This window comes from Mumia xiangluensis, from assembly GCF_010994095.1.
GTDB lineage: Bacteria > Actinomycetota > Actinomycetes > Propionibacteriales > Nocardioidaceae > Mumia > Mumia xiangluensis.
In genome coordinates, this window is the sequence record NZ_WJYO01000005.1 from 14,178 (window position 1) to 36,931 (window position 22,754).

The following is a 22,754-nucleotide window of genomic DNA, read 5'->3' on the forward strand; positions in this document are numbered from 1 at the left end:
CCGCATGCAGGGCACGCGGGGTCAGCGCCGTCACGGCGCTGCCCCCGCGTGGCCCTGCGCGGGTCAACGGCACCCGACCGGTGCCCGAGGCCTGATACCTTTTAACCATCCCGTAGGAGGCCACTGATGTGGTGGTATGCCGCGCGGCGCATCTTGCAGACGATCCCCGTCATCCTCGGGTCGACGCTGCTCATCTACGCGCTCGTCTTCCTTCGTCCGGGTGACCCGATTCGTGCGATCTTCGGCGACAAGCCCGTCTCCGACTCCGTCATCGAACAGGTCCGGGCCCAGTACAACTTCGACCAGCCGTTCCTCCTCCAGTGGTTGCTCTTCCTCAAGGGCGCGATCACCTTGGACTTCGGCCAGTCGTTCACCGGTCGCGACGTGAGCGACCTGGTGGCCGAGGCGTTCCCGGTGACCATCAAGCTCGCTCTCATGGCCCTCGTGATCGAGGCCGTCCTCGGCATCGTCGCCGGCACGATCGCCGGCCTCCGCAAGGGCAAGCTCTTCGACTCGACGATGCTCGTCACGTCGCTGCTCGTGATCGCGGTCCCGATCTTCGTCTTCGGCTTCGTCATGCAGCTGATCTTCGGTGTGAAGCTGGGGTGGTTCCCCCCGACGGTGGGCGGCAACACCTCCTTCTACAACCTGTTGCTACCAGCGATCGTCCTCGCCCTGGTGTCCTTCGCCTACATCGTGCGGCTGACACGGACCTCGGTCGCGGGCAACCTCACCGCGGACCACGTCCGGACGGCGCGCGCCAAGGGCCTGTCCGAAGGCGTGGTCGTGCGACGGCACGTGCTGCGCAACTCGCTCATCCCGACCGTGACCTTCCTCGGCGCCGATCTCGGTGCCCTCATGGCGGGCGCGATCGTGACGGAGGGCATCTTCAACATCCCGGGGATCGGCAACCTCGCGTTCAACGCGATCAAGCGCGGCGAGACGCCGACCATCGTCTCGGTGGTGACGATCATGGTGCTCGTCTACGTGCTCACCTCGCTGATCGTCGACCTGCTGTACGCCTGGCTCGACCCAAGGATCCGTTATGCCTAAGCCCACGCTCCCGGGGCAGGAGCGCTACGTCGCCCCGATCGACGAGACGCCGCTCGCGGCGGTCGACTCCGTCCAGGTGGACGAGGCGCCGGCCAGCCAGTGGAAAGAGGCGTGGAAGCAGCTCCGCAAGAACCCGATGTTCTGGGTGTCCTCCGTGCTGCTCACGATCCTCACGATCATCATCATCGCGCCCGGCCTGTTCACCAACGCCGACCCGCGCTTCTGCGAGCTCAGCAACAGCCTGGGCCCCGCCGAGGCCGGCCACCCGTTCGGCTTCGACAAGCAAGGGTGCGACGTCTGGGCTCGGACGCTCTACGGAGCGCGAGCCTCGGTCGCCGTCGGCGTGCTGACGACGCTGGTCGTGGCGCTCCTCGGCGGTCTCACCGGCGCCCTCGCGGGCTTCAAGGGGGGTCTGTCCGACACGTTCATCTCCCGTGTCAGCGACATCTTCTTCGCTATCCCGCTGCTGCTGGCCGCGATCGTCTGCCTCTCGGCCGTCAACAACTGGTTCCCCGACCGTGGCTTCTGGGGCGGCGTGCTCGCGGTCGTCGCGGCGCTGGGACTCTTCGGCTGGCCGCAGATCACCCGCATCATGCGCGGGTCGGTCCTCGAGGTGAAGAACTACGAGTTCGTCGACGCGGCGCGAGCGATCGGTGCGAGCAACCAGCGCAACCTGTGGCGCCACATCGTCCCGAACGCGATCTCGCCGGTGATCGTGACGTCGACGGTCTCGCTCGGTATCTTCATCGTCGCCGAGGCGACGCTCTCGTTCCTCGGACTGGGGCTGCCGTTCTCGGTCGTCTCCTGGGGCAACGACATCAGCTCGGCGCAGGAGCTCGTTCGTTCGGGCACCTCGCTCAACGTGATGTTCGTCCCGGTCACCGCGCTCGTCCTCACCGTGCTCAGCTTCATCCTGCTCGGTGACTCCGTCCGCGATGCCCTGGACCCGAAGGCGAGGAAGCGATGAGCCTGCAGCCCCTCCTCGAGGTCCGTGACCTCGACGTCTCCTTCTACTCCGACAAGAAGGCCATCCCCGCCGTGCGCGGCGCGAACCTGACCGTCTACCCGGGTCAGACCGTTGCCATCGTCGGCGAGTCGGGGTCAGGCAAGTCGACGACCGCGCACGCGATCATCGGCCTGCTCCCCGGCACCGGCAAGATCGTCGGCGGCGAGATCATCTTCGACGGCAAGGACATCGCGCACTCGAGCAAGAAGGGCTTCCAAGCCCTGCGCGGTGACCAGATCGGCCTGGTCCCGCAGGACCCGATGACCAACCTGAACCCGCTCTGGCGGGTCGGGGACCAGATCAAGGAAGCACTGGTCGCCAACGACATCGCCAAGGGCAGCGATGCCGACCGTCGGGTGCTCGCCCTCCTCGAGGAGGCCGGTCTCGGCGATGTCGAGCGCCGTGCACGCCAGTACCCGCACGAGTTCTCCGGCGGTATGCGGCAGCGTGCCCTCATCGCGATGGGTCTGGCGGCGCGTCCGAAGCTCCTCATCGCCGACGAGCCCACCTCGGCGCTCGACGTGACGGTGCAGAAGCAGATCCTCGACCACCTCGACGGGCTCACCGACGAGCTCGGCACGGCGGTCCTGCTCATCACGCACGACCTCGGCCTCGCTGCCGAGCGTGCCGACCACATCGTCGTGATGTACCGAGGCTCGATCGTGGAGTCGGGTCCGGCGCTCGAGATCCTCAAGAACCCCGAGCACCCGTACACGAGGCGGCTCGTCTCGTCGGCCCCGTCGATCGCGTCCCAGCGGCTCTCGTCGGTCAAGGCGCGCGAAGAGGTCCGTCAGCAGGCGGTGCAGACCGCAGGCGAGATCGCGGCCGAGATCGCCACCGCAGAGGGTGTCGTCGGCAAGGGCGAGAACGAGATCATCGTCGTCGACGGCCTGACGAAGGTCTTCATGCTGCCGGGCGACCGGCCGTGGCGGAAGACCGAGCTCCGCGCTGTCGACGACGTCAGCTTCTCGCTGCGTCGCGGCACCACGACAGCCATCGTGGGCGAGTCCGGCTCGGGCAAGTCGACGGTTGCGCGGATGGTTCTCGGGCTCCTCAAGCCGACGGCCGGCACGGTCCTGTTCGACGGGTACGACACCGCGCAGCTGAAGGGGAAGCGCCAGATGGCGCTGCGTCGGCAGATGCAGCCGGTGTTCCAGAACCCGTACGCCTCGCTCGACCCGATGTACTCGATCTACAAGTCCATCGAGGAGCCGCTCGAGACGCACAAGATCGGTTCGGCGAAGGAGCGCGAGGCCAAGGTTCGCGACCTGCTCGACAAGGTGTCGCTGCCGACCTCCTTGATGCGCCGCTACCCCAACGAGCTGTCCGGTGGTCAGCGTCAGCGTGTCGCGATCGCGCGTGCTCTGGCGCTCGAGCCGGAGGTCGTGGTCCTCGACGAGGCCGTGTCCGCGCTCGACGTGCTGGTCCAGGCTCAGATCCTGGAGCTGCTCAACGACCTTCAGGCCGAGATGGGTCTGAGCTACCTGTTCATCACGCACGACCTCGCGGTGGTCCGCCAGATCGCCGACGACGTCCTCGTGATGCAGAACGGCAAGGTCGTGGAGGCTGCGAGCGTCAACGAGGTGTTCGACAACCCGGGCGAGAGCTACACGCGCAGGCTGCTCGACGCGATCCCAGGACGGGATCTGCTCACGACCGCCTGAGCGGAGCGACTGCCTCTGGGCGCCCCAGTCGTCACCCGGTTTCCTCCGGGTCGAGGGCTGGGGCGCCTCCGTCTCACGGGCTGACCTCGAGTTGACTGCTTCGAACATGTGTTCGAACATGGAGGAGTGACGCTTCTCGACCAGCTGGCCGCTCAAGTACGCGCGATGGAGGGTCCCACCCAGGTGCGGGACCACCTCCCCGCGCTGCCTGCACTGGCACAGGTGGTGCCCGGCGGGCTGCTGCGCGGCGCCGCGTACGAAGTCAACGGATCCCTCGCGCTGGCCCTGGCCGTGGCGGCTGGACCCTCCTCGAAGGGCGCCTGGTGCGCGGTGGTGGGCGTGCCCGAGATCGGGGCGGAGGCAGCGGAGGCGTTCGGCGTCGCGCTCGACCGTACGATCCTGGTCCCTGCACCCGGCGAGCACTGGCCGCACGTGGTCAGCACCCTTGCGGACGTCACGGACGTGATCGTCGTACGCCCGCCGGCGAGCGTCCGTGACGTCGAGGCACAGCGGATCGTGGCTCGGCTCCGCCAGCATGCGACCACCCTGCTTGCCCTGACTCCGGACGCCGGGGCGTGGCCGCGTCCTGCGGGGCGCCTCGAGGTCACCGAGAGCTCCTGGACAGGACTGGGAGCGGGGCACGGGCACCTGGGGCGGCGCCAGATCACCGTCACCGCGACCGGCCGGTGGGGGCGTCCGCACCGCACCCGCCTCTGGCTGGACGCGGGCGTCGAGCCGGCCGCTCCGTCGGACACGCTCGCTCCGGTCGCTTCGTCGGACACGCTCGCTCCGGTCGCTTCGTCGGACACGCTCGCTCCGGCCTTCCCGGCGGAGACTGTCCCCGCCCTCGATCTGGTCAGGGTGGCGAGCTGATGGCACGCACGCTCGTGGTGTGGTGCCCCGACTGGCCGGTCCGAGCCGTCCGGCACAGCGGCGTCGGCATCGATCTCCCGCAAGGGGCGCCGGTCGCCCTGTTCGAGCATGGCGAGGTGCGGGCCTGCTCGGCGTCGGCGCGACGCGACGGCGTACGCCGTGGGCAGCGGATGCGTGACGCGCAGGCGCGGTGCCCCGAGCTGGTGACGCTCGACTACGACCCAGGGCTCGACGTGCGGGCGTTCGAGCCGATCGTCGCGGCGATCGAGGAGATCGCGCCCGGGGTGCAGCCGCTGCGGCCCGGCACCTGCGCCGTACGCGTGGCGGGGCCGGGGCGCTACTTCGGGGGTGAGCAGCACGCCGCGGCCGTGCTCGCCGAGCGCCTCGTGGAGCACGGTGTCGACGACGTCCGTCTCGGCATCGCCGACGCGGTGTTCGCCGCGGAGCAGGCTGCGCGGCAGGCAGTCGTCCAGGACAGCGTGGTGGTGCCTCCGGGGGAGTCGGCTGCCTTCCTTGCCGACCTACCGGTGGGAGTCCTCGAACGCCCGGCGCTGGTGAGTCTGCTGCAACGGCTCGGACTGCGGACCCTCGGCGCGTTCGCTGCCCTGCGCCCGGCTGACGTCCTGACCCGGTTCGGTCCGGACGGCGCGCTGGCTCACCGGCTGGCCAGGGGTGTCGATGACCGGCCGTTCGCCGCGCGTCGGCCTCCGTCCGACCTCGAACGCGAGGTGACGTTCGAGCCTCCGCTGGAGGACGCCGAGGCGGTCGCGTTCAGCGTCCGTCGGACTGCTGAGGCGTTCGTCGCCGGTCTCGCCGAGCGACAGCTGGTCTGCACCAGCGTCTGGGTGGAGGTGCAGACCGACCGGGGGGAGACCACCGAGCGGCAGTGGCTGCACCCGCGCTGGTTCGATGCCGGTGATCTCGTCGACCGGGTCCGCTGGCAGCTGCAGGCGAGACCAGGAGCAGGTGGTGTCGTGTCTGCGGTGTCCGCACCGGTCAGCGGGGTGAAGCTGGTGCCTGCCGACGTCGCTCCGGTGAGCGACCATGCCGAAGGGCTGTGGGGGAGCGGGCCGGACGCCCGAGTCCACCGGGCGGCATCGAAGGTGCAGAGCATCCTCGGTCGCGAGGCCGTCGTGTCGGCCGTCGTCGGGGGTGGTCGTGGGCCTGCTGACCGTCGGACGCTGGTGCCGTGGGGCGATCCGCTCGTTCCAGAGCGGGCGGTGGCGCCGCCGTGGCCGGGTGGCCTGCCGGCGCCTGCTCCGGCGACGGTGTACGACCCGCCGCGGCCGGCGCGTGTGGTCGGGGCGTCGGGGCAGCCGGTCATGGTGAGCGACCGCGGGATGGTGACGGCGGCGCCGGCGCAGTTCGGGTCGATGGGACTTGATACGGCGCAGACGCTCCAGCCTGTCGCGGCGTGGGCGGGTCCGTGGCCGGTCGACGAGCGGTGGTGGGACACCGAGCAGGCGGTGCGTGCGGCGCGTTTCCAGGTGGTCGGCGTCGACGGGAGCGCCTGGCTGCTCCGGGTGAGCGACGGCGTCTGGTGCGTGGAAGCCAGGTATGACTGATGGGCGGAGCCGACTGATGGGTTTCAACAATCCGGACATGCCATGGTCGGAGCTGGAGCGCCGGCTGTCGGGCAGGCTCCTCCCGCACGAGCGCACCGAGGCCGAGCTGGACGGCGGCGACGGGCCGGGGCTGTCACGCAAGCGCGGCCCGTACACGCCGTCGACCGACGTCGAGGCACAGCCTGACGAGCCGTTCGTCCCGTACGCGGAGCTGCACGCCCACTCCGACTTCAGCTTCCTCGACGGTGGGAGCAGCCCGGAGGCGATGGTGGAGGAGGCGGTGCGGCTCCGGTTGGCGGCGTTGGCGCTGACCGACCACGACGGCTTCTACGGGGTCGTGCGCATGGCAGAGGCTGCTGCGATGCACGGGATGCCGACGGTGTTCGGGGCGGAGCTGTCGCTGGGGCTGTCAGGACCGCAGAACGGAGCCGCCGACCCCGAGGGCACTCACCTGCTCGTCCTGGCGCGCGGTCAGGAGGGTTATCACCGGCTCGCGGGTGCGCTCACCGCTGCTCACCTCGCCGGGGGCGAGAAGGGACGCCCGGCGTACGACGTCGACGCCCTCACCGATCGGCTCGGGGGACATGCGGTGGTGCTGACCGGCTGCCGCAAGGGTGCGGTGCGGCAGGCGCTGGTCGGTCCGACGGGGACGGAGGTCGACGACGCCGCCGCCGAGAAGGAGGTGCTGTGGCTCGTCGAGCGGTTCGGGGAGGACAACGTCCTGGTGGAGCTGACCGATCTCGGCGACCCGTACGACTCGGTCCGCAACGATGCGCTCGCCGCCGTCGCGTCGCGCCTCGGCCTGCCTGTCGTGGCGACCGGCAACGTGCACGCGGCGACACCTGCCGACCGGCGGCTCGCGGGTGCGGTGGCCGCAGTCCGGGCTCGGCGCAGCCTGGACGCGATGGACGGCTGGCTGCCCGCGGCGGGACCGCCGTACCTGCGTTCCGGCGCCGAGATGGCACGCCTGTTCGCCCGTTACCCGGGTGCGGTCGAGCGGACCGTGGACGTCGCGGCCGACCTCGCGTTCGAGCTGCGCCGGGCCAAGCCGCGGCTGCCCAAGCAGAAGGTCCCCGACGGGCACACTCCGATGACGTGGCTGCGTGAGCTGGTCCGCAAGGGCGCGGCGCGGGTCTACGCGGACGCGCCGACGTCGACGTACGAGCGGCTGGAGCGCGAGCTCGCGGTGATCGAGGAGCTGGACTTCCCGGGCTACTTCCTGATCGTCCACGACATCGTCGCGTACGCGAAGTCGCGCGGGATCCTCTGCCAGGGCCGAGGCTCTGCCGCGAACTCCGCGGTCTGCTACGCCCTGGGGATCACCGCGGTCGACTCGGTGAAGTTCGACCTGCCGTTCGAGCGGTTCCTGTCGGCGACCCGCGACGAGGAGCCGGACATCGACGTGGACTTCGACTCGGATCGGCGCGAGGAGGTGATCCAGTGGGTGTACGAGCAGTACGGACGCCACAATGCCGCGCAGGTCGCCAACGTCATCTCGTACCGGCCGAAGTCCGCCGTCCGTGACATGGCCAAGGCCCTCGGCTACTCCCAGGGGCAGCAGGACGCCTGGTCCAAGCAGATCGACCGCTGGAGCAGCCTGCCGCGTGACGAGGCGACCGAGGACGTGCCTGAGCCGGTTCTCGATCTGGCCGAGCAGCTCCTCAAGGCGCCGCGCCACCTCGGGATCCACTCCGGTGGCATGGTGCTCACCGACCGGCCGGTGGGGGAGGTGTGCCCGATCGAGCACGCCCGCATGGAGAACCGCACCGTCCTCCAGTGGGACAAGGACGACTGCGCATGGATGGGGCTGGTCAAGTTCGACCTGCTCGGGCTCGGCATGCTCGGCGCGATCCAGCACACGTTCGACATCGTCGCCGAGCACATCGGCGAGCGGTGGGACCTGGCGTCGATCCCGAAGGAGGAGGCCGGCGTCTACGACCAGCTGTGCCGCGGTGACTCGGTCGGGGTGTTCCAGGTGGAGAGTCGTGCCCAGATCGGGACGCTGCCGCGCCTGAAGCCGCGACGCTTCTACGACCTGGTGTGCGAGATCGCGCTGATCCGGCCCGGCCCGATCCAGGGCGGCGCGGTGCACCCGTTCATCCGCCGCCGGACGGGCGTCGAGGAGATCACCTACCTGCACCCGGCGCTGAAGCCGGTCCTGGAGCGGACCCTCGGTGTGCCGCTGTTCCAGGAGCAGCTGATGCAGATCGCGATGCAGATCGGCGGCTGCACCGGTGATGAGGCCGACCTGCTGCGACGTGCGATGGGGTCGAAGCGCGGGGTGGAGAAGATCGAGCGGTTGCGCTCGACCTTGTACGCCGGGATGGCCGCGCACGGCATCACCGGTGACCTGGCCGACGAGATCTATCTGCGGATCGAGGCGTTCGCGAGCTTCGGGTTCGCCGAGTCGCACTCGATCAGCTTCGCGCTGATCGTGTACGCGAGCACGTGGCTGCGGCTGCACTATCCAGGGGCGTTCCTCGCCGGGCTGCTGCGGGCGCAGCCGATGGGGTTCTACTCGCCGGCGAGCCTGGTCTCCGACGCACGACGTCATGGAGTGGAGGTGCTGCGCCCGGACGTGAACCGCTCGGGGGTAGGCGCCGATCTCGAGCGTGCGGGTTCCCCGCTGGGAGAGCGTGCGGGTTCCCCGCTGGTTGAGCAAGCGGCTTCCCCGCTGGTTGAGCGTGCGGCTTCCCCGCTGGTTGGGCGTGCGGCTTCCCCGCTGGTTGAGCGAGCGAAGCGAGTCGAAACCCTCCCCACCGGCCATGACGCCTGCTTGGAGCAGGACCAGCCGCCTGTCGGCGACTTCGATGCGAGCATCCCGTTCGATCACGCGTGGCACCGGCGCGACGGACGGTTCGTCGTACGACTTGGGCTGGCCGCGGTGACCTCGGTGGGCGAGGACGCCGCGGAGCGGATCGTCGCCGAACGCGCACACGGACCGTATGCGTCGATGACCGACCTCACCCGGCGCGTCGCCCTGACTCCAGCGCAGGTGGAGGCGCTGGCGACCGCAGGGGCGTTCGAGGGGTTCGGCCTGTCACGGCGCCAGGCGCTGTGGGCTGCAGGCCCCGCTGCGCAGGAGAGCCCGGACCAGCTCGAAGGAACGGCCGTGCTCGGCGATGCTCCGACGTTGCCAGGGATGAGCGAAGCAGAGACCACCATGGCGGACCTCTGGGCCACGGCGATCGCGCCCGACAGCCACCCGATGGACCACGTCCGGGAGGCGATGGGCGCACGCGGTGTGCTGCGTGTGTCGGATCTTGCTGCCGTGGAGCCAGGTCGCCGGATCGAGGCCGCAGGCCTGGTGACTCACCGGCAGCGCCCGGCGACAGCGGGTGGCGTCACCTTCCTGAACCTCGAGGACGAGACGGGCATGCTCAACGTGATCTGCACGGCGGGGCTGTGGTCGCGCTACCGACGGATCGCCCGTGACTCGAGCGCCTTGGTGGTCCGCGGGATCGTCGAACGACGCGACGGTGCGATCAACCTGCATGCCGACAGGTTGGAACGCCTGCCCATCACGATGCGGACGACTTCGCGTGACTTTCAGTGAGTGCGGGGTCTCGGACAGGTTCGTGCTGCGCCGGGCGCGAGGCCGTAGTGCACCCGGGGAGCGAGGCTGTGCCGCACCCCGGGGAGCGAGGCCGTGCCGCACCCCGGGGAGCGAGGCCGCGCTCATTGGCGGAGGCGACCGATGAGGTGTCGGAGCTGCTGCTCGGCGACGGACACCGGCTGCCGATGCGCGTGCGTGGGACGGGCCTTCACGACCTCGTCCGTAGTGGAGCGTGAGGGGGTTCGCGAGACGACGGCCTCGGGTCCTCGGACCCCGCCCGGACGCGAGCGGTGCCCGGTGTAGCTGTGACCTGTCGGCGTACGCCACGTGACGCGGTCCACCGTGCCGCTGCCGGCGTCGACAGTCGCGCTGACACCCCACCCACGCATCTCCTTGAGGAGGTTGTCGGTCTGGCAGAGGCCATCGCCGTTGTCGGCCGTGCTCGTCCCGCCCCGGGCGTGCGCGTGGACATGGTCGATGTCGCGGACGCCGCAGTCGCACGCAGGACGCAGACATGTGTCGTCGGCCGCACGGATCAGGCGGGCGATCGCCGCCGGGAAGGTCCGACGGCGGCTGTCGATAGACGTGAGGCGCTCGCCGCCCGGCGTCGTGAACAGCCGTCGGACCCAGGCGAGATCGCGAGACGCAGCCTCTGCGGCGATGCGTCGAGCGAGTCCAGCAGGGATGGGACCGTAGTCCTCGAGCACCGCCGGTGTGTCCTCCTGGCCGAACAACACCTCGGGTCGCATGAGGAGACCGATCTCGGCGCTGGGCGGCGTCGAGGCAGCGCCGGTCGTGTCGCCACACGCCTCGTGGTCGCCGTGGCGCAGGACGCGCAGCGCCCGGTCGCACGTGATCTGCCGGTGCGTCCGTCCGTCAGCCGCGCCCGACGCCTGGTCGGACAACGCCTGGCGGGTGAGGCGTCGCCATGCTGCAACCACCTCATCGGCCGGGCCGTACACGCGCAGTGTCGCCATCGCGTCGGCGTCACGTCGCAACCCGACAGATCGTCCGGCCCGGGCACGCTCTGCTCGGGCCTCGGCGCCGTGTGGATCCAACGCCAGCGCGAGACGCCGGGCCTCCGCGCCCGCCTGCCGGACGGTGAGCTCGGGGAGGAAGTCACCGAGCGCCGCGTCAAGTCGGCGCCGATCCACCGAGGGGAGCGCGGCCGACTCGCGACAGACCGCGGCCGCCACGGGCGTACTGATGATGCCGTCGGCGAGAAGCTCGCGGGTGCGCGGATGGTCGACGAGGGCGCGTGCGAGCTCGTGACTGTGCTGGGCCGCGCCACTCGACACCCTGCGCGCCATCGAGACCTCGGCCCGGACCGACCGCTCGACCGCACGAGCAGCACGATCGACAGCGACGGGATCGACCTGGTCGACGGGAGGATGAGTTGAGCGCCGCCGCGCATCGAGCTCGGCGATCGCCTCCAGCTGCACCGCATCGAGCATGTGCCGGATGCGCTCGCACGCTGCAACGATCTCAACCTCCTGAGCCCCCGCTGCGAGGTCGTCGGCAGACGCCGAAGCGATCCTCGCGTGCATGTCGCCGATGACCAGGCCGACCCGCGAGCGCAGGTCGTCCAACGACGTCGGGGGCGTGGAATCGAACATGTGATCGATGATATCGATGGGCGCTGACAGGAGGAGATGAGTCGTTCGGTGGTGTGGGTCATGGGCCGGGACGGGTGCCTGTGGAAACTCGTTCGCGCGGCGATGCGGGCGTCGGCATACTGGCGGTCCCGCGGGATCAGGAGGTCGACGGTCGTCACTGCTCGACACCTCCGAGTCGTACCCCGCGGGGACCGTCTTCGGAACGGTTCCAGGTGGCAAGGCTGCTGCGGTGGCCGGGGTTCGAGTCCCCACTCCGCGTACGGACCAGCGCGCCTCGGCGGGAAGGGTGCGGCAGGCCATGCGAGACCGGTGTCTCCCGTCGGCCGGACCCTGGTCCGTACGCGGACCGCAGCGAGCACGACCGCCAGAGCACGACCGCCAGGGCACGACCGCCAGAGCGCGACCGCGGATACACCAAGAACACACGAGAGGAGTGACACGACATGATCACTGTGAAGCCGTACGAGCGGGTGCTGCACTACCGCCGCGGAGCCTTCGAGCAGGTGCTCCAGCCGGGCCGCCACCGCGTGCGGGGCTTCGGCAACCAGCTGGTCCGCATCGGCGTGCGCTCCGAACTCCTTGCGGTGGCCGCGCAGTCGGTGCCCACCAGCGACGGTGTGACCGTGAAGGCAACCGGTTCGATGGTCTGGCGCGTCGACGATCCGAGGCAGTGGCACGAGGCGAGCGCGTATCCCGCCGACCTCCTGCACGACGCTCTCAAGGAGGCCGTCCGGGCGCGTGTCGCGAGGTTCACCGTCGACGAGCTCACGGCGGGGATTCCGGCCGACGACGCCGCCGGTGCGCCCGCTGCCCTCGTTGAGCGGGCGGGCGCGCTCGGTGTCGCCGTCGAACGGTTCGACGTGCGTGACGTGATTGCGCCGGCCGGCATCCGTCGGGCGCGGGAGGCCCTGGTCGAGGTGCGGGCGCAGGCGCTCGCCGACCTCGAGGAGGCGCGGGCGCAGACGGCCGTGCTGCGGCACCTCGCCAACGTGGCCGGTGTCCTCGAGGATCACCCCGCGCTCGCGACGCTGAGGCTGGCTGAGACGGCGGCGAGCGCCGGCGGCACCGTGGTCATCGAACGCCCGCGGGCCTGATCCGCACGCTCCTCCGGTTCTGCTCCCCGTGACCGAATTGGGGGCAGAACCGGAGGATCTCCCGGGATACCGCTCTCGGTCAGAAGAACGTCTGGCACACTAGGGCACGTGTCCAAGATCACAAAGGGTTCCGGCGCTGCTGCGGCCCCGCTCCCGTACGCCGTCATCGGCGCCGGCCCGTCCGGCCTCGCCGCGACCCGTGCCCTGACCCGCCGCGGCATCGCCGTCTCGGGGTACGAGCTGAACGCTGACGTCGGAGGCCTGTGGGACATCGACGGTCCGCGCAGCACGATGTACGAGTCGGCGCACCTCATCTCGTCCAAGACGACGACGCAGTTCTCCGAGATGCCGATGGGTGACGACGTCGCCGACTACCCGAGCCATCGCGAGCTGAAGAAGTACTTCCACGCGTACGCCGACCGGTTCGGGCTGCGGGAGCACTACCGGTTCGAGACCGAGGTCACGCGGGTCGAGCCGCACCCGGACGGGGGATGGGTGGTGTGGTCTCGATCGCTTCGCGCCTCGACCGGCGGGGAGGGGGAGGCCTGGACCGGCGGGGACGGGGAGGCCTCGACCGGCGGGGCGTCGGGCTCCGAGATCGGCGGGGACGGCGAGCGTACGGAGCGGGTCGCCGGCGTGATCATCGCCAACGGCACCCTGTCGGAGCCGAACATCCCGCTGCTCAAGGGCGACTTCGACGGCGAGATCTTCCACACGAGCGCCTACAAGTCGGCCACCGTCTTCGCCGGCAAGCGCGTCCTCATCATCGGCGCCGGCAACTCCGGCTGCGACATCGCCGTCGACGCGGTCCACCACGCCGAGTCCGTCGACATGAGCGTGCGGCGCGGCTACTACTTCGTCCCCAAGTACTTGTTCGGCAAGCCCGCCGACACCCTCAACCAGGGCAAGCCGCTGCCGCCGCGCATCAAGCAGGCGATCGACAGCCGCGTCCTCAAGCTGTTCACCGGCGACCCGGTCAAGCTCGGCTTCCCGAAGCCGGGCTACAAGATCTACGAGTCCCACCCGATCGTGAACTCGCTGATCCTGCACCACCTCGGCCACGGCGACCTGAGCATCCGGCCCGACGTCGATCACGTCGACGGGTCGACGGTCTTCTTCCGCGGCGGTGGGAGCGGTAGCGGAGACGGGCAGAGCCGGGACGTCACCAGCCGCGACTACGACACGATCGTGCTCGCCACCGGCTACACGCTGCACTACCCGTTCATCGACCCTGCGCTGCTGCAGTGGAACGGGTGGTCGCCGCAGCTGTACCTGAACATCTTCAGCCCGCAGCGTGACGATCTCTTCGTGATGGGCATGGTCGAGGCATCGGGGCTCGGCTGGCAGGGCCGCTACGAGCAGGCGGAGCTGATCGCGTCGTACCTCGAGGCAAAGACAGAACGCCCTGCCGACGCCGCTGCGTTCACCGCGAAGACGCGCGGGCCGCTGCCGGACCTGACAGGCGGATACCACTACCTCGGGCTGGAGCGCATGAGCTACTACGTGAACAAGGACGCCTACCGTACGGCGGTGCGCGCCGCGATCGAGGAGCTCTCGTGATCACAGCCTCCGACGTCGACGCCATCACCATCTCGTTCAACGAGAGCTCGCTGACGCTCCTCAAGATCGTCCTCGGCGCCATCCTTTTCGGCGTCGCCCTGGACACGCGGTTGGAGGACTTCCGCGCCGCCGTCCGCAAGCCGGTCGCGATGGCGGTGGGGATCGGCGGCCAGTTCCTGCTGCTGCCCGCGATCACCTTCTGTCTGACCCTGGTGCTCGGGGTCCGCGGGTCGATCGCTCTCGGCATGATTCTCGTGGCCTGCTGCCCGCCCGGCAACGTCTCCAACATCCTCACCCACCGGGCGCGCGGCGACGTCGCCCTGTCCGTGTCGATGACGTCGGTCGGCAACGTGCTGGCGATCTTCCTGATGCCGCTGAACTTCGCCTTCTGGGGCGGCCTCCACCCGACCGGCCAGGACTTCCTCACCGACATCGAGGTCGGGCCCTGGGCGATGCTGAGCGAGGTCCTCCTCGTCATCGGCATCCCGTTCGTGCTCGGCCTCACCGTCGCGCGCCTGTGGCCGAACGTCGCCGCCCGCTCGCACGGTCTCGTGAGCCGGGTCGCGTCGCTGGCCCTCGGCGCGATCATCATCGTCGGGATCACCGGCAACTGGGACGTCTTCGTCAACTACATCGGCGTCGTCCTGATCGCGGTGTTCCTCCACGACGCGCTGGCACTGCTGCTCGGCTACTCGATCGCCCGCGGCGCGCGCCTGTCCGACCGAAGCACGCGCGCGATGACGTTCGAGGTCGGGATCCGCAACGCAGGCTTCGGGTTGCTGCTCGTCTTCGAGTTCTTCGACGGCCTCGGCGGCATGGCGCTGGTCGCTGCCTGGTGGGGGATCTGGGACATCATCGCGGGCTTGTTCGTCGCCACCCTCTGGGCGCGGCGACCCGTGCGGGACGAGAAGGTCGAGGTCCCGGCATGAGCGCCGACGCCCGCCGTACGCCGGACGGCCGCGGCACGCCGGACGACGGCCGTACGCCTGACGACAGCGGTACGGCGTCCGCCGGGCGCCGCGTCCTGGTGACGGGCGGCTCGGGCTTCCTGGGTTCCTCGGTGGTCCCGGGCCTCGTCGCCGACCCGGGGATCGCCCTGGTCGTCAGCGGCGACATCCGGGATCCCGGTGAGCACGTCCGCTCATCCGCCCCGGACCATGCCGTCTACGTGTCGCTCGACGTCACCGACGCCGACGCGGTGTCGCGCACCGTCGCCGAGCACAGGATCGACACGATCGTGCATCTCGCATCGATCGTGAACCCGCCGCCGGGCATGACCGACGAGGTCGCGTACAAGGTCGACGTCGAGGGCACCTGCCACGTGCTCGCCGCGGCGCTCACCCACGGCGTACGACGCCTGATCGTGTCGTCCAGCGGAGCGGCGTACGGCTACCACGCCGACAACCCCGCGTGGATCACCGAGGACCAGCCCGCACGAGGCAACGACGCGTTCGCGTACAGCCGTCACAAGCGACTCGTCGAGGAGATGCTCGCCGTTGCCCGCCACGAGCATCCCGGGCTCGAGCAGACGGTGCTGCGGATCGGCACGATCCTGGGGGACCGGGTCGACAACCAGATCACCGACCTGTTCCGCAAGAAGCGTCTGCTGAAGATCGCGGGGTCTGACTCGCCGTTCGTGTTCGTGTGGGACACCGACCTCACCGAGATCGTGGTTCGCGCCGTGACCTCGGACGTCACCGGCATCTTCAACGTCGCCGGCGACGGCGCCCTGACGATCGACGAGATCGCCGCGCGACTCGGGCGCGGGACGCTGCCGATCCCGGAGATCGTCCTTCGTACGGCGCTGGCCGTGGCGAAGCCGCTGGGGCTGACGCAGTACGGGCCGGAGCAGACGAAGTTCCTCCAGTACCGGCCCGTTCTCGACAACACCCGGCTCACCACGGTGTTCGGCTACGAGCCGGCGTACACGTCCGCGCAGGCCTTCGACGCGTGGCGGGCCGCGCAGGGCCTCTGACGCGTCGTGCGTGGCTCGTCGTCCGGTGAGGCTCGTCGTACGGTGAAGCATGGCGCAGCGGCGCGCGGTGAAATCGGTGAGGGGCTCCGAGGAGTCTCTGGTCGCGGCGACGGGTGAGTCGTACGACATGTGGTTCGCGCGCCTGGACGAGCTCGGTGCCGCGGCGGGGACGGACGGCCCGACGTGGTCGCACACGCGGATCGCCGCGTGCCTGGTCGACCTGGGCGTCGACGGCTGGTGGGCACAGCACCTGGCGGTCGCCTACGAGCAGGCGCGCGGGCTGCGGTCCCCAGGGCAGCGTGCCGACGGGACGTTCAGCGCGAGCGTGTCGCGGACGCTCGACCTCGAGGTTCCGGCCGCCGTCGCACGGGTGGTGCCCGCGGTCGCCGATGCCCTTGCGCTCGCGCCGCCGGAGCTGAACCCCGCGGCCAAGAACCCGAGCGGACGGTTCCGGCTGGACGACGGCACGATCATCGTCATCGGCTTCAGCCCGCGCGGGGAGGGCCGGAGCGTGGTGTCGCTCGAGCACGCGCGGCTCGGCGCCGACGCCGACCTCGACGCCGTGAAGGCACGGCTCCGCGAGCTGCTGAAGGGTGTCGACACCCCGACCGCTTAGGGCGCTCAGCCGCCGGTGCCGCCGCCGGCCTCCAACAGCTCCAGCGTGTAGCCGTCCGGGTCCTTCGCCAAACCCACGACGGCGTCGTCGAGCGCGGCCTGCGGTGCCGGCTCCAGGACGATCGACCCGCCCGCTGCCTCGATGGCGCGTGCGGTCGCCGTCGGATCAGGCACGTAGAAGACGAGCTTCACGGGGTTGTCCTGGTAGTCGCGCTCGCGGCCGTCCGTGTAGTGCATCAGCACGACCGCCGCGCCCCGCGTCATGTCGTCGAACCCGAGGACGATCTCGTCCATGTAGCCCGGGATCTCGAACGCCCTCAGCTCGACCATGCCGAATGCCGATCGGTAGAACTGCGACGACGCCCTGAGGTCGGCCACACCGATGCCGGCCGCACCCACGCTCGTACGGTCGGTCGCGTCCGCGGTGGCAGCCTCCGTGACGGCGGTCGGTGAGGGCGTGCGCGCTCCGGCCGGGTCGTCATCCGAGCCTGCACAGGCGACGCTGACCGACAGGACAGCCGCCACGAGCGCCAGCCGCGCAGACCGTCTGTGCTCCACGGTGCATGCCTCCCGCATCGATGCCGCGTCGTCCGGTGCACCGTCCCACGCGGGTCAGCGCCGGAGGTAGTGAGACGGCATCTCATCTCGGCATGCCGACGCCGGCCGGCCTACAGCGTCGCGGCGGGCCCCACGACATGGTCGACGACGCCGCGGACGAACCCCACGAGATCGTCCTGCTCGGGCATCACGAAGACCTCGCTGAAACCCAGCTCGGCGTACGCCGCGAGCGTCTCCGTGAACGACCCGTCGAACGGCACCGGACCGTTCCACAGGATCGTCTTGCGGATCTCGTCGTACGGCCGTCCGACGTCCTCGCAGTGCTCACGCAGGACGGCCAGCTTGTGCGCGACGCCGTCCGTCCCGTAGCCCGGCTGCGCGAACACGTTGCACGCGTCGGCGTACTGCGCGACGAGCCGCAGCGTCTTGCGCTCGCCCCCGCCGCCGACCATCACCGGCAGCGGGCCGATCGGCTTCGGCGAGCAGAGCGTCTCCTCGAGCTGGTAGAAGCGCCCCGCGTACGGCCCGTCGTCCTCGCCGAACATCTGGGCGACGATCTGCAGCGTCTCCTCGAGCCGCGCGAGCCGTTCGCCGGCCGACCACAGCGGGACCCCGAGGCCGCGCTGCTCGCGCTCGTACCAGCCGGCGCCGATACCGAGCGTGGCTCGGCCGCCGCTGAGGACGTCGAGCGACGCGACGATCTTCGCGAGCAGGCCGGGGTGCCGGTACGGGACGCCGGTGACCAGCACCTGGAGCCCGACGCGCTCGGTGCGTCCGGCCAGGAAGCCGAGCGTCGTGTACGCCTCCAGCATCGGGTCCTGGGCACCGCCGGCGTAGTGCTCCATCTGGAAGAAGTGGTCCATCACCGACAGCGACCGGATCCCGCCCCCGTCCGCGAGCGCACCGACCTCGGCGTACGTCGGCGCGACTGCTGCTGCACCCCCGATCACGTCGAAGCGGGGGAGGTGGACCGAGACGTCCACGCTCAGGCCGCCGCGTCCAGCTCGGCGACGGTGTCCGCGTCGAGCGTGAGGTCGGCCGCGGCCATGTTCTCCTCGAGGTGCGCGACCGAGCCCGTGCCCGGGATCGGCAGCATCACCGGCGAGGTCTGCAGGAGCCACGCGAGCGCGACCTGCGCGGGCGTCGCGTCGTACCGCTTCGCGGCGCTGCCGACCGGCCCGTCCGGCGCGGTGAGGTCGCCGGCGTCGACCGGCGCCCACGGGATGAAACCGATGCCGTGCTCGGTGCAGTAGTCGAGCACGTCGGCCGACGAGCGGTCGACGAGGTTGTAGCGGTTCTGCACCGTCACCACGGGCACGTACTGCTGTGCCTCCTCGATGTCGGCGACGCTGACCTGCGACAGCCCGATCGCGCGGACCTTGCCGTCCTCGCGCAGCTGCGCGAGGGTCTCGAACTGCTCCTCGCGGGGAGTCCGGCCGTCGATGCGGTGCAGCTGGAGGAGGTCGAGCACGTCGGTGCGCAGGTAGCGCCGGCTCATCTCGACCTGCTGCTGGAGGTACTCGCGGCGCCCGAGTGGCCACCACTCGTCCGGCCCGGTGCGGACCAGGCCGGCCTTCGTCGCGATCTTCACGCCGTCCGCGTACGGCGCCAGCGCTTCGCCGATGATCTGCTCGCTGACGTCGGGCCCGTACGAGTCGGCCGTGTCGATGAAGTCGACGCCCAGCTCGACGGCCCGGCGCAGCACCGATCGGGCGACCTCCCGGTCGGCGGGCTCGCCCCAGATCCCAGGGCCCGTGATCCGCATCGCGCCGAACCCGAGCCGGTTCACGGCGCCCACTCCGTCGATCGTGAAGGTGCTGTCGTGCGTGGGGGACTTGCTCATGTCACTCCTCGGTGGGTGCGTCGTCGGCGGCGAGCGTCTCGTAGTACGCCCGTCCCGCAGGGTAGTAGTCCTCCCAAGCAGGCTCGTGCTCGCCGGCGACGCGGGCGGCCAGGACTCCGGCGAGGAAGTCGCCCCGCGGCCCGCGTTCACCGAGGTCGGCGAGGTCGACCCCGTGGACGACGAGCTGGAGGTCGGTGCTGTCCTCGTCGCGGACCCGCAGCCAGCCGTCGACCACGGTGCCGCTGTCCAGGCGCACGGTCAGGTGGTCCGGCTCGTCCTCGCTGACCACCGTCACCTCGATGCTGCCGAGGGGTGTGCCTCCGGTGAGCGTCTGCCACACATCGTCGCGTCCACGGGGCAGGACGCGGGTGTAGACGAGGTCCCGGTGCTCGTCGTGCAGACGCACGCGACCCGTCGGCAGGTGCTTCATCCCTCCAGCCTGGCAGGCGGCGCGCGCACGCACACATCAGGAGGGCGACTACGCTTGGTTGCGTCATGAGTCTCATCTCCGCCCCGATCACCTACCTCGACCATGCGGCGACCACGCCGATGGTCCCCGAGGCGATCGCAGCGATGAACGCGACGATGCTCGAGGGCGGCAACCCGTCGTCCCTGCACGCCTCCGGTCGGCGGGCTCGCCGACGCGTCGAGGAGGCCCGCGAGCTCGTCGCCCAGCGGGTCGGGGCGCGTCCCAGCGAGATCGTCTTCATGTCGGGTGGGACCGAGGCCGACAACCTGGCGGTGAAGGGCCTCTACTGGGCGCGCCACCACGCCGATCCTGCCCGTCGCCGCATCCTCGCCTCGGCCGTCGAGCACCACGCGCTGCTCGACCCGCTGACGTGGCTCGAGAAGGCGGAGGGGGCGGTCGCCGACCTGATCGAGGTCGATGCGTCGTGCCGCCTCGACGTCGACGCGCTCCGCGCGGCGCTCGAGCGCGATCCGTCCGACGTCGCGCTGATCAGCTGCATGTGGGCCAACAACGAGGTCGGCACGGTCCAGCCGCTCTCCGAGGTCGTGGCGCTCGCCGCCGAGCACGGGATCCCCGTCCACAGCGATGCCGTGCAGGCGCTCGGCCACGCGCCGGTCGACTTCGCCGACAGCGGTCTGGACGCGATGACGCTGTCGTCCCACAAGCTCGGGGGGCCGACCGGCGTCGGCGCCCTCGTCGTACGCCGTGAGCTCGACGCGGTGCCCCTGCTGCACGGAGGCGGGCAGGAGCGGGACCTGCGCTCCGGCACCCTCAATACCGCGGCGATCACCGCGTTCGCTGCCGCGGTCGACGTCGCGGTGACCCGGCGGGACGAGGAGTCGAGGCGGCTCGAGGCGCTGCGGGAGCGACTGGTCGCAGGCGTCCGTACGGCGGTGCCGGACGCGGTCGTCAACGGTGCCGGTGAGCCTGGTCCCACCCACCGGCTGCCGCACGTCGCGCACGTGACGTTCCCGGGGTGCGAGGGTGACTCGCTGCTCATGCTGCTCGACGCGCAGGGGATCGAGTGCTCGACGGGCTCGGCCTGCTCGGCCGGCGTGCCGCAGGCGAGCCACGTGCTCATCGCGATGGGGATGGACGAGCTCGCCGCACGCGGGTCGCTGCGCTTCAGCCTCGGCTGGACCAGCACCGAGGCCGACGTCGACCGGCTCCTCGCCGCGCTCCCGTCGGTGCACGAGCGTGCCCGGGCTGCAGCCAAGGCGGGGCGACGCTGATGCGTGTCCTCGCCGCCATGTCCGGGGGAGTGGACTCCGCCGTCGCCGCCGCGCGCGCCAAGGATGCCGGCCACGACGTGACCGGTGTCCACCTGGCGCTGTCGCGCAACCCGCAGTCGTACCGCACGGGCGCCCGAGGCTGCTGCTCGATCGAGGACAGCAACGACGCGCGCCGCGCCGCCGACGTGATCGGCATCCCGTTCTACGTGTGGGACATGAGCGACGAGTTCCACGCGGAGGTCGTCGAGGACTTCGTCGCCGAGTACACCGCCGGTCGCACCCCCAACCCGTGCCTGCGCTGCAACGAGAAGATCAAGTTCGCCGCGGTGCTCGACCGGGCGCTCGCGCTCGGCTTCGACGCCGTCGTCACCGGTCACTACGCCCGCCTGGAAGCCGCCGCTGACGGGACGGTTGCCATGCACCGTGCCGCCGACCACGCCAAGGACCAGTCGTACGTCCTCGGCGTCCTCACCGCTGACCAGATCGCGCACTCGCTGTTCCCGCTCGGCACCGACACCAAGGACCAGGTGCGCCTCGAGGCGGAGCGCCGCGGGCTCCAGGTCGCGAACAAGCCCGACAGCCACGACATCTGCTTCGTCGCCGACGGGGACACCCCGGGTTGGCTGCACGACAAGCTCGGCACGAAGCCCGGCGTCATCGTCGACGAGGCGGGCGAGGTGCTGCGCGAGCACGAGGGTGCGTTCGCGTTCACGATCGGGCAGCGCCGCGGGCTCCGGCTCGGGCGCCCCGCCGCTGACGGCAAGCCACGTTTCGTCCTCGACATCGAGCCGGTGTCGGGGACCGTCACGGTCGGCCCGCACGCGCACCTCGCGGTCGACGCGCTGGAGGGCATCCGCCCGCTGTGGTGCGGGACGCCGCCGGACGGAGAGATCACCTGCACGGTGCAGCTGCGGGCGCACGGCGACGAGCACCGCGCGACGGCGCGGATCGAGCGGCGTGAGGACGGCGACCGGGTCCTCGTCACCCTGCACGACCCCGCGCACGGGATCGCGCCGGGCCAGGCCGTGGTGCTGTACGACGGCACCCGCGTGGTCGGTTCGGCGACGATCGCCGCCACGAGCCGCGTCGAGGCCTCCACGCCTGTCGTGCACGCATGAGGGCGACCGGTGTCGGGTCGATGCCCGGAGACGACTTCCGCGGTGTCGTCCGGTTCGTCGTCGACGAGCTGAGCCTGCCTTTCCTGCCCGAGCTGCCCGCACGCGGTGACGGCGCCGGCATGGTCGGGAGGGCCGTCGCGCTCCTCGACGGGCTCGGCGCGGACCTCCAGCCCGCCGGGTGGCGCCTCACCGACCGTGCCGGCCTCGACCAGCGGCGCGCGCGCTCGCTCCTGTCGCACGACCTCGACGTGCTCGAGGAGGAGACCCAGGGCCTGGAGGGCGACCTCAAGATCCAGGTCACCGGACCCTGGACGCTGGTGGCTGCCATGGAGCGGCCCCGCGGAGACCGGGTGCTGTCGGACCACGGCGCCCGCCGGGAGGTCGCTCAGTCGCTGGCCTCAGGCGTTGCCGCGCACGTCGACGAGGTACGCCGCCGGGTGCCGGGCGCCTCGATCGTCGTGCAGGTCGACGAACCCGGGTTGCGGGCGGTCCTCGACGGGCAGATCCCGACCGCGAGCGGGATCGGCCGACACCGCCGTGTGCACGACCCGGATGCGGACGCGTCGCTGCGCGAGGTCACCACCGCCGTACGCGCCGCAGGTGCTCGACCCGTGGTCCACAGCTGTTCTGCGGACGTCCCCGTCACGCTGCTGTCCGGAGCAGGTTTCGAGGCGATCTCGTTCGACCTCGGGCTCGTCCGCCGCGCCCAGTACGACACGTACGCCGCCGTCCTGGAGGCCGGCGTCGACCTGTGGCCGGGGGCCACCGCCGAGGACCCGACCGCGCTGCGCCGGACGATCGACCGGTTCTTCGGCGACCTGGGCTTCGGTGAGGACGCCTGGTTCCCCCGCGCGGTGCTGTCGACCTCCTGCGGACTGGCCGGTGAGAGCCCGGCGGACGCCCGTGCTGTGCTGCGCCGTGGCGCGGAGGCGACACGCCTCTGATCCTGTCCCGAGT

At 70.8% G+C, this 22,754-nt stretch carries 19 protein-coding genes; 14 read left to right on the forward strand and 5 right to left on the reverse strand.

What is annotated here, in order from left to right; translation table 11 throughout:
* The first annotated feature begins 126 nt into the window (after positions 1 to 126).
* The 6 genes from GH747_RS15515 to GH747_RS15540 all read left to right on the forward strand — a co-directional run bounded on the left by GH747_RS15515 (position 127) and on the right by GH747_RS15540 (position 9,717).
* Complete coding sequence (locus GH747_RS15515) at positions 127 to 1,053, forward strand: ABC transporter permease (protein ID WP_149770538.1); 927 nt, start codon at positions 127 to 129, stop codon at positions 1,051 to 1,053.
* Entirely contained in the window at positions 1,046 to 2,020 is a 975-nt protein-coding gene (locus GH747_RS15520; RefSeq protein WP_149770539.1) for an ABC transporter permease, read from the forward strand. The genes GH747_RS15515 and GH747_RS15520 overlap by 8 nt, the downstream gene beginning before the upstream one ends.
* On the forward strand, positions 2,017 to 3,723 hold the full coding sequence (locus GH747_RS15525) for a dipeptide ABC transporter ATP-binding protein (protein ID WP_149770540.1): 1,707 nt from the start codon (positions 2,017 to 2,019) through the stop codon (positions 3,721 to 3,723). The genes GH747_RS15520 and GH747_RS15525 overlap by 4 nt, the downstream gene beginning before the upstream one ends.
* A gap of 126 nt (positions 3,724 to 3,849) precedes the next feature.
* Positions 3,850 to 4,596 carry a hypothetical protein gene (locus tag GH747_RS15530; RefSeq protein WP_149770541.1) on the forward strand — a complete coding sequence of 249 codons (747 nt, stop codon included), beginning with the start codon at positions 3,850 to 3,852 and terminating at the stop codon, positions 4,594 to 4,596.
* On the forward strand, positions 4,596 to 6,161 hold the full coding sequence (locus GH747_RS15535) for a Y-family DNA polymerase (protein ID WP_149770542.1): 1,566 nt from the start codon (positions 4,596 to 4,598) through the stop codon (positions 6,159 to 6,161). Before GH747_RS15530 ends, GH747_RS15535 begins: the two co-directional genes overlap by 1 nt.
* A 16-nt stretch (positions 6,162 to 6,177) precedes the next feature.
* A complete protein-coding gene (locus tag GH747_RS15540) occupies positions 6,178 to 9,717 on the forward strand; it encodes an error-prone DNA polymerase (RefSeq protein WP_149770543.1) in 3,540 nt (1,179 codons plus the stop codon).
* 122 nt (positions 9,718 to 9,839) lie between these two features.
* On the opposite strand, the gene GH747_RS15545 is transcribed toward GH747_RS15540, so the two are convergent.
* Positions 9,840 to 11,333: a 13E12 repeat family protein gene (locus GH747_RS15545; RefSeq protein WP_149770544.1), complete on the reverse strand. Its 1,494-nt coding sequence runs from the start codon at positions 11,331 to 11,333 to the stop codon at positions 9,840 to 9,842.
* Between the two features lie 443 nt (positions 11,334 to 11,776).
* On the opposite strand from GH747_RS15545, the gene GH747_RS15550 reads away from it, so the two are divergent.
* The 5 genes from GH747_RS15550 (at position 11,777) to GH747_RS15570 (ending at position 16,578) form a co-directional block, all read left to right on the forward strand.
* Positions 11,777 to 12,427 carry an SPFH domain-containing protein gene (locus tag GH747_RS15550; RefSeq protein WP_149770545.1) on the forward strand — a complete coding sequence of 217 codons (651 nt, stop codon included), beginning with the start codon at positions 11,777 to 11,779 and terminating at the stop codon, positions 12,425 to 12,427.
* Between the two features lie 108 nt (positions 12,428 to 12,535).
* Entirely contained in the window at positions 12,536 to 13,987 is a 1,452-nt protein-coding gene (locus GH747_RS15555) for a flavin-containing monooxygenase (RefSeq protein ID WP_205602978.1), read from the forward strand.
* Complete coding sequence (locus GH747_RS15560; RefSeq protein ID WP_149770546.1) at positions 13,984 to 14,916, forward strand: bile acid:sodium symporter family protein; 933 nt, start codon at positions 13,984 to 13,986, stop codon at positions 14,914 to 14,916. The genes GH747_RS15555 and GH747_RS15560 overlap by 4 nt, the downstream gene beginning before the upstream one ends.
* On the forward strand, positions 14,913 to 15,962 hold the full coding sequence (locus GH747_RS15565; RefSeq protein ID WP_149770547.1) for an SDR family oxidoreductase: 1,050 nt from the start codon (positions 14,913 to 14,915) through the stop codon (positions 15,960 to 15,962). Before GH747_RS15560 ends, GH747_RS15565 begins: the two co-directional genes overlap by 4 nt.
* A gap of 76 nt (positions 15,963 to 16,038) precedes the next feature.
* Positions 16,039 to 16,578, forward strand: coding sequence for a hypothetical protein (locus GH747_RS15570; RefSeq protein WP_149770548.1), 540 nt, complete (start codon positions 16,039 to 16,041; stop codon positions 16,576 to 16,578).
* A 5-nt stretch (positions 16,579 to 16,583) separates the two neighbouring features.
* On the opposite strand, the gene GH747_RS15575 is transcribed toward GH747_RS15570, so the two are convergent.
* The 4 genes from GH747_RS15575 to GH747_RS15590 all read right to left on the reverse strand — a co-directional run bounded on the left by GH747_RS15575 (position 16,584) and on the right by GH747_RS15590 (position 19,408).
* Positions 16,584 to 17,135, reverse strand: a complete 552-nt coding sequence (locus tag GH747_RS15575; RefSeq protein ID WP_163695672.1) for a VOC family protein — start codon at positions 17,133 to 17,135, stop codon at positions 16,584 to 16,586.
* Between the two features lie 110 nt (positions 17,136 to 17,245).
* Entirely contained in the window at positions 17,246 to 18,118 is an 873-nt protein-coding gene (locus tag GH747_RS15580; protein WP_149770550.1) for an LLM class F420-dependent oxidoreductase, read from the reverse strand.
* A gap of 2 nt (positions 18,119 to 18,120) precedes the next feature.
* On the reverse strand, positions 18,121 to 18,978 hold the full coding sequence (locus GH747_RS15585; RefSeq protein ID WP_149770551.1) for an aldo/keto reductase: 858 nt from the start codon (positions 18,976 to 18,978) through the stop codon (positions 18,121 to 18,123).
* 1 nt (position 18,979) lies between these two features.
* Positions 18,980 to 19,408, reverse strand: a complete 429-nt coding sequence (locus GH747_RS15590) for a hypothetical protein (RefSeq protein WP_149770552.1) — start codon at positions 19,406 to 19,408, stop codon at positions 18,980 to 18,982.
* Between the two features lie 65 nt (positions 19,409 to 19,473).
* Between GH747_RS15590 and GH747_RS15595 the strand changes: the two genes are divergently transcribed.
* The 3 genes from GH747_RS15595 to GH747_RS15605 are packed head-to-tail and all read left to right on the forward strand — an operon-like array spanning position 19,474 to position 22,741.
* The gene (locus GH747_RS15595) at positions 19,474 to 20,679 is read left to right on the forward strand and encodes a cysteine desulfurase family protein (protein ID WP_194842924.1); all 1,206 of its coding nucleotides are present in this window, start codon (positions 19,474 to 19,476) and stop codon (positions 20,677 to 20,679) included.
* On the forward strand, positions 20,679 to 21,797 hold the full coding sequence (gene mnmA, locus GH747_RS15600) for a tRNA 2-thiouridine(34) synthase MnmA (RefSeq protein ID WP_149770553.1): 1,119 nt from the start codon (positions 20,679 to 20,681) through the stop codon (positions 21,795 to 21,797). Before GH747_RS15595 ends, mnmA begins: the two co-directional genes overlap by 1 nt.
* Positions 21,794 to 22,741 (forward strand): uroporphyrinogen decarboxylase/cobalamine-independent methonine synthase family protein, encoded by a 948-nt coding sequence (locus tag GH747_RS15605; RefSeq protein ID WP_149770554.1) that lies wholly within the window; start codon positions 21,794 to 21,796, stop codon positions 22,739 to 22,741. The genes mnmA and GH747_RS15605 overlap by 4 nt, the downstream gene beginning before the upstream one ends.
* The last annotated feature ends 13 nt before the right edge of the window (positions 22,742 to 22,754 follow it).

Bases quoted from the DNA above. Each gene is read 5' to 3' on its own strand.
- GH747_RS15515 (WP_149770538.1), top strand. From the start codon at position 127: ATGTGGTGGTATGCCGCGCGGCGCATCTTGCAGACGATCCCCGTCATC.
- GH747_RS15520 (WP_149770539.1), top strand. From the start codon at position 1,046: ATGCCTAAGCCCACGCTCCCGGGGCAGGAGCGCTACGTCGCCCCGATC.
- GH747_RS15525 (WP_149770540.1), top strand. From the start codon at position 2,017: ATGAGCCTGCAGCCCCTCCTCGAGGTCCGTGACCTCGACGTCTCCTTC.
- GH747_RS15535 (WP_149770542.1), top strand. From the start codon at position 4,596: ATGGCACGCACGCTCGTGGTGTGGTGCCCCGACTGGCCGGTCCGAGCC.
- GH747_RS15540 (WP_149770543.1), top strand. From the start codon at position 6,178: ATGGGTTTCAACAATCCGGACATGCCATGGTCGGAGCTGGAGCGCCGG.
- GH747_RS15545 (WP_149770544.1), bottom strand. From the start codon at position 11,333: ATGTTCGATTCCACGCCCCCGACGTCGTTGGACGACCTGCGCTCGCGG.
- GH747_RS15550 (WP_149770545.1), top strand. From the start codon at position 11,777: ATGATCACTGTGAAGCCGTACGAGCGGGTGCTGCACTACCGCCGCGGA.
- GH747_RS15565 (WP_149770547.1), top strand. From the start codon at position 14,913: ATGAGCGCCGACGCCCGCCGTACGCCGGACGGCCGCGGCACGCCGGAC.
- GH747_RS15585 (WP_149770551.1), bottom strand. From the start codon at position 18,978: ATGAGCAAGTCCCCCACGCACGACAGCACCTTCACGATCGACGGAGTG.
- GH747_RS15590 (WP_149770552.1), bottom strand. From the start codon at position 19,408: ATGAAGCACCTGCCGACGGGTCGCGTGCGTCTGCACGACGAGCACCGG.
- GH747_RS15595 (WP_194842924.1), top strand. From the start codon at position 19,474: ATGAGTCTCATCTCCGCCCCGATCACCTACCTCGACCATGCGGCGACC.
- mnmA (WP_149770553.1), top strand. From the start codon at position 20,679: ATGCGTGTCCTCGCCGCCATGTCCGGGGGAGTGGACTCCGCCGTCGCC.
- GH747_RS15605 (WP_149770554.1), top strand. From the start codon at position 21,794: ATGAGGGCGACCGGTGTCGGGTCGATGCCCGGAGACGACTTCCGCGGT.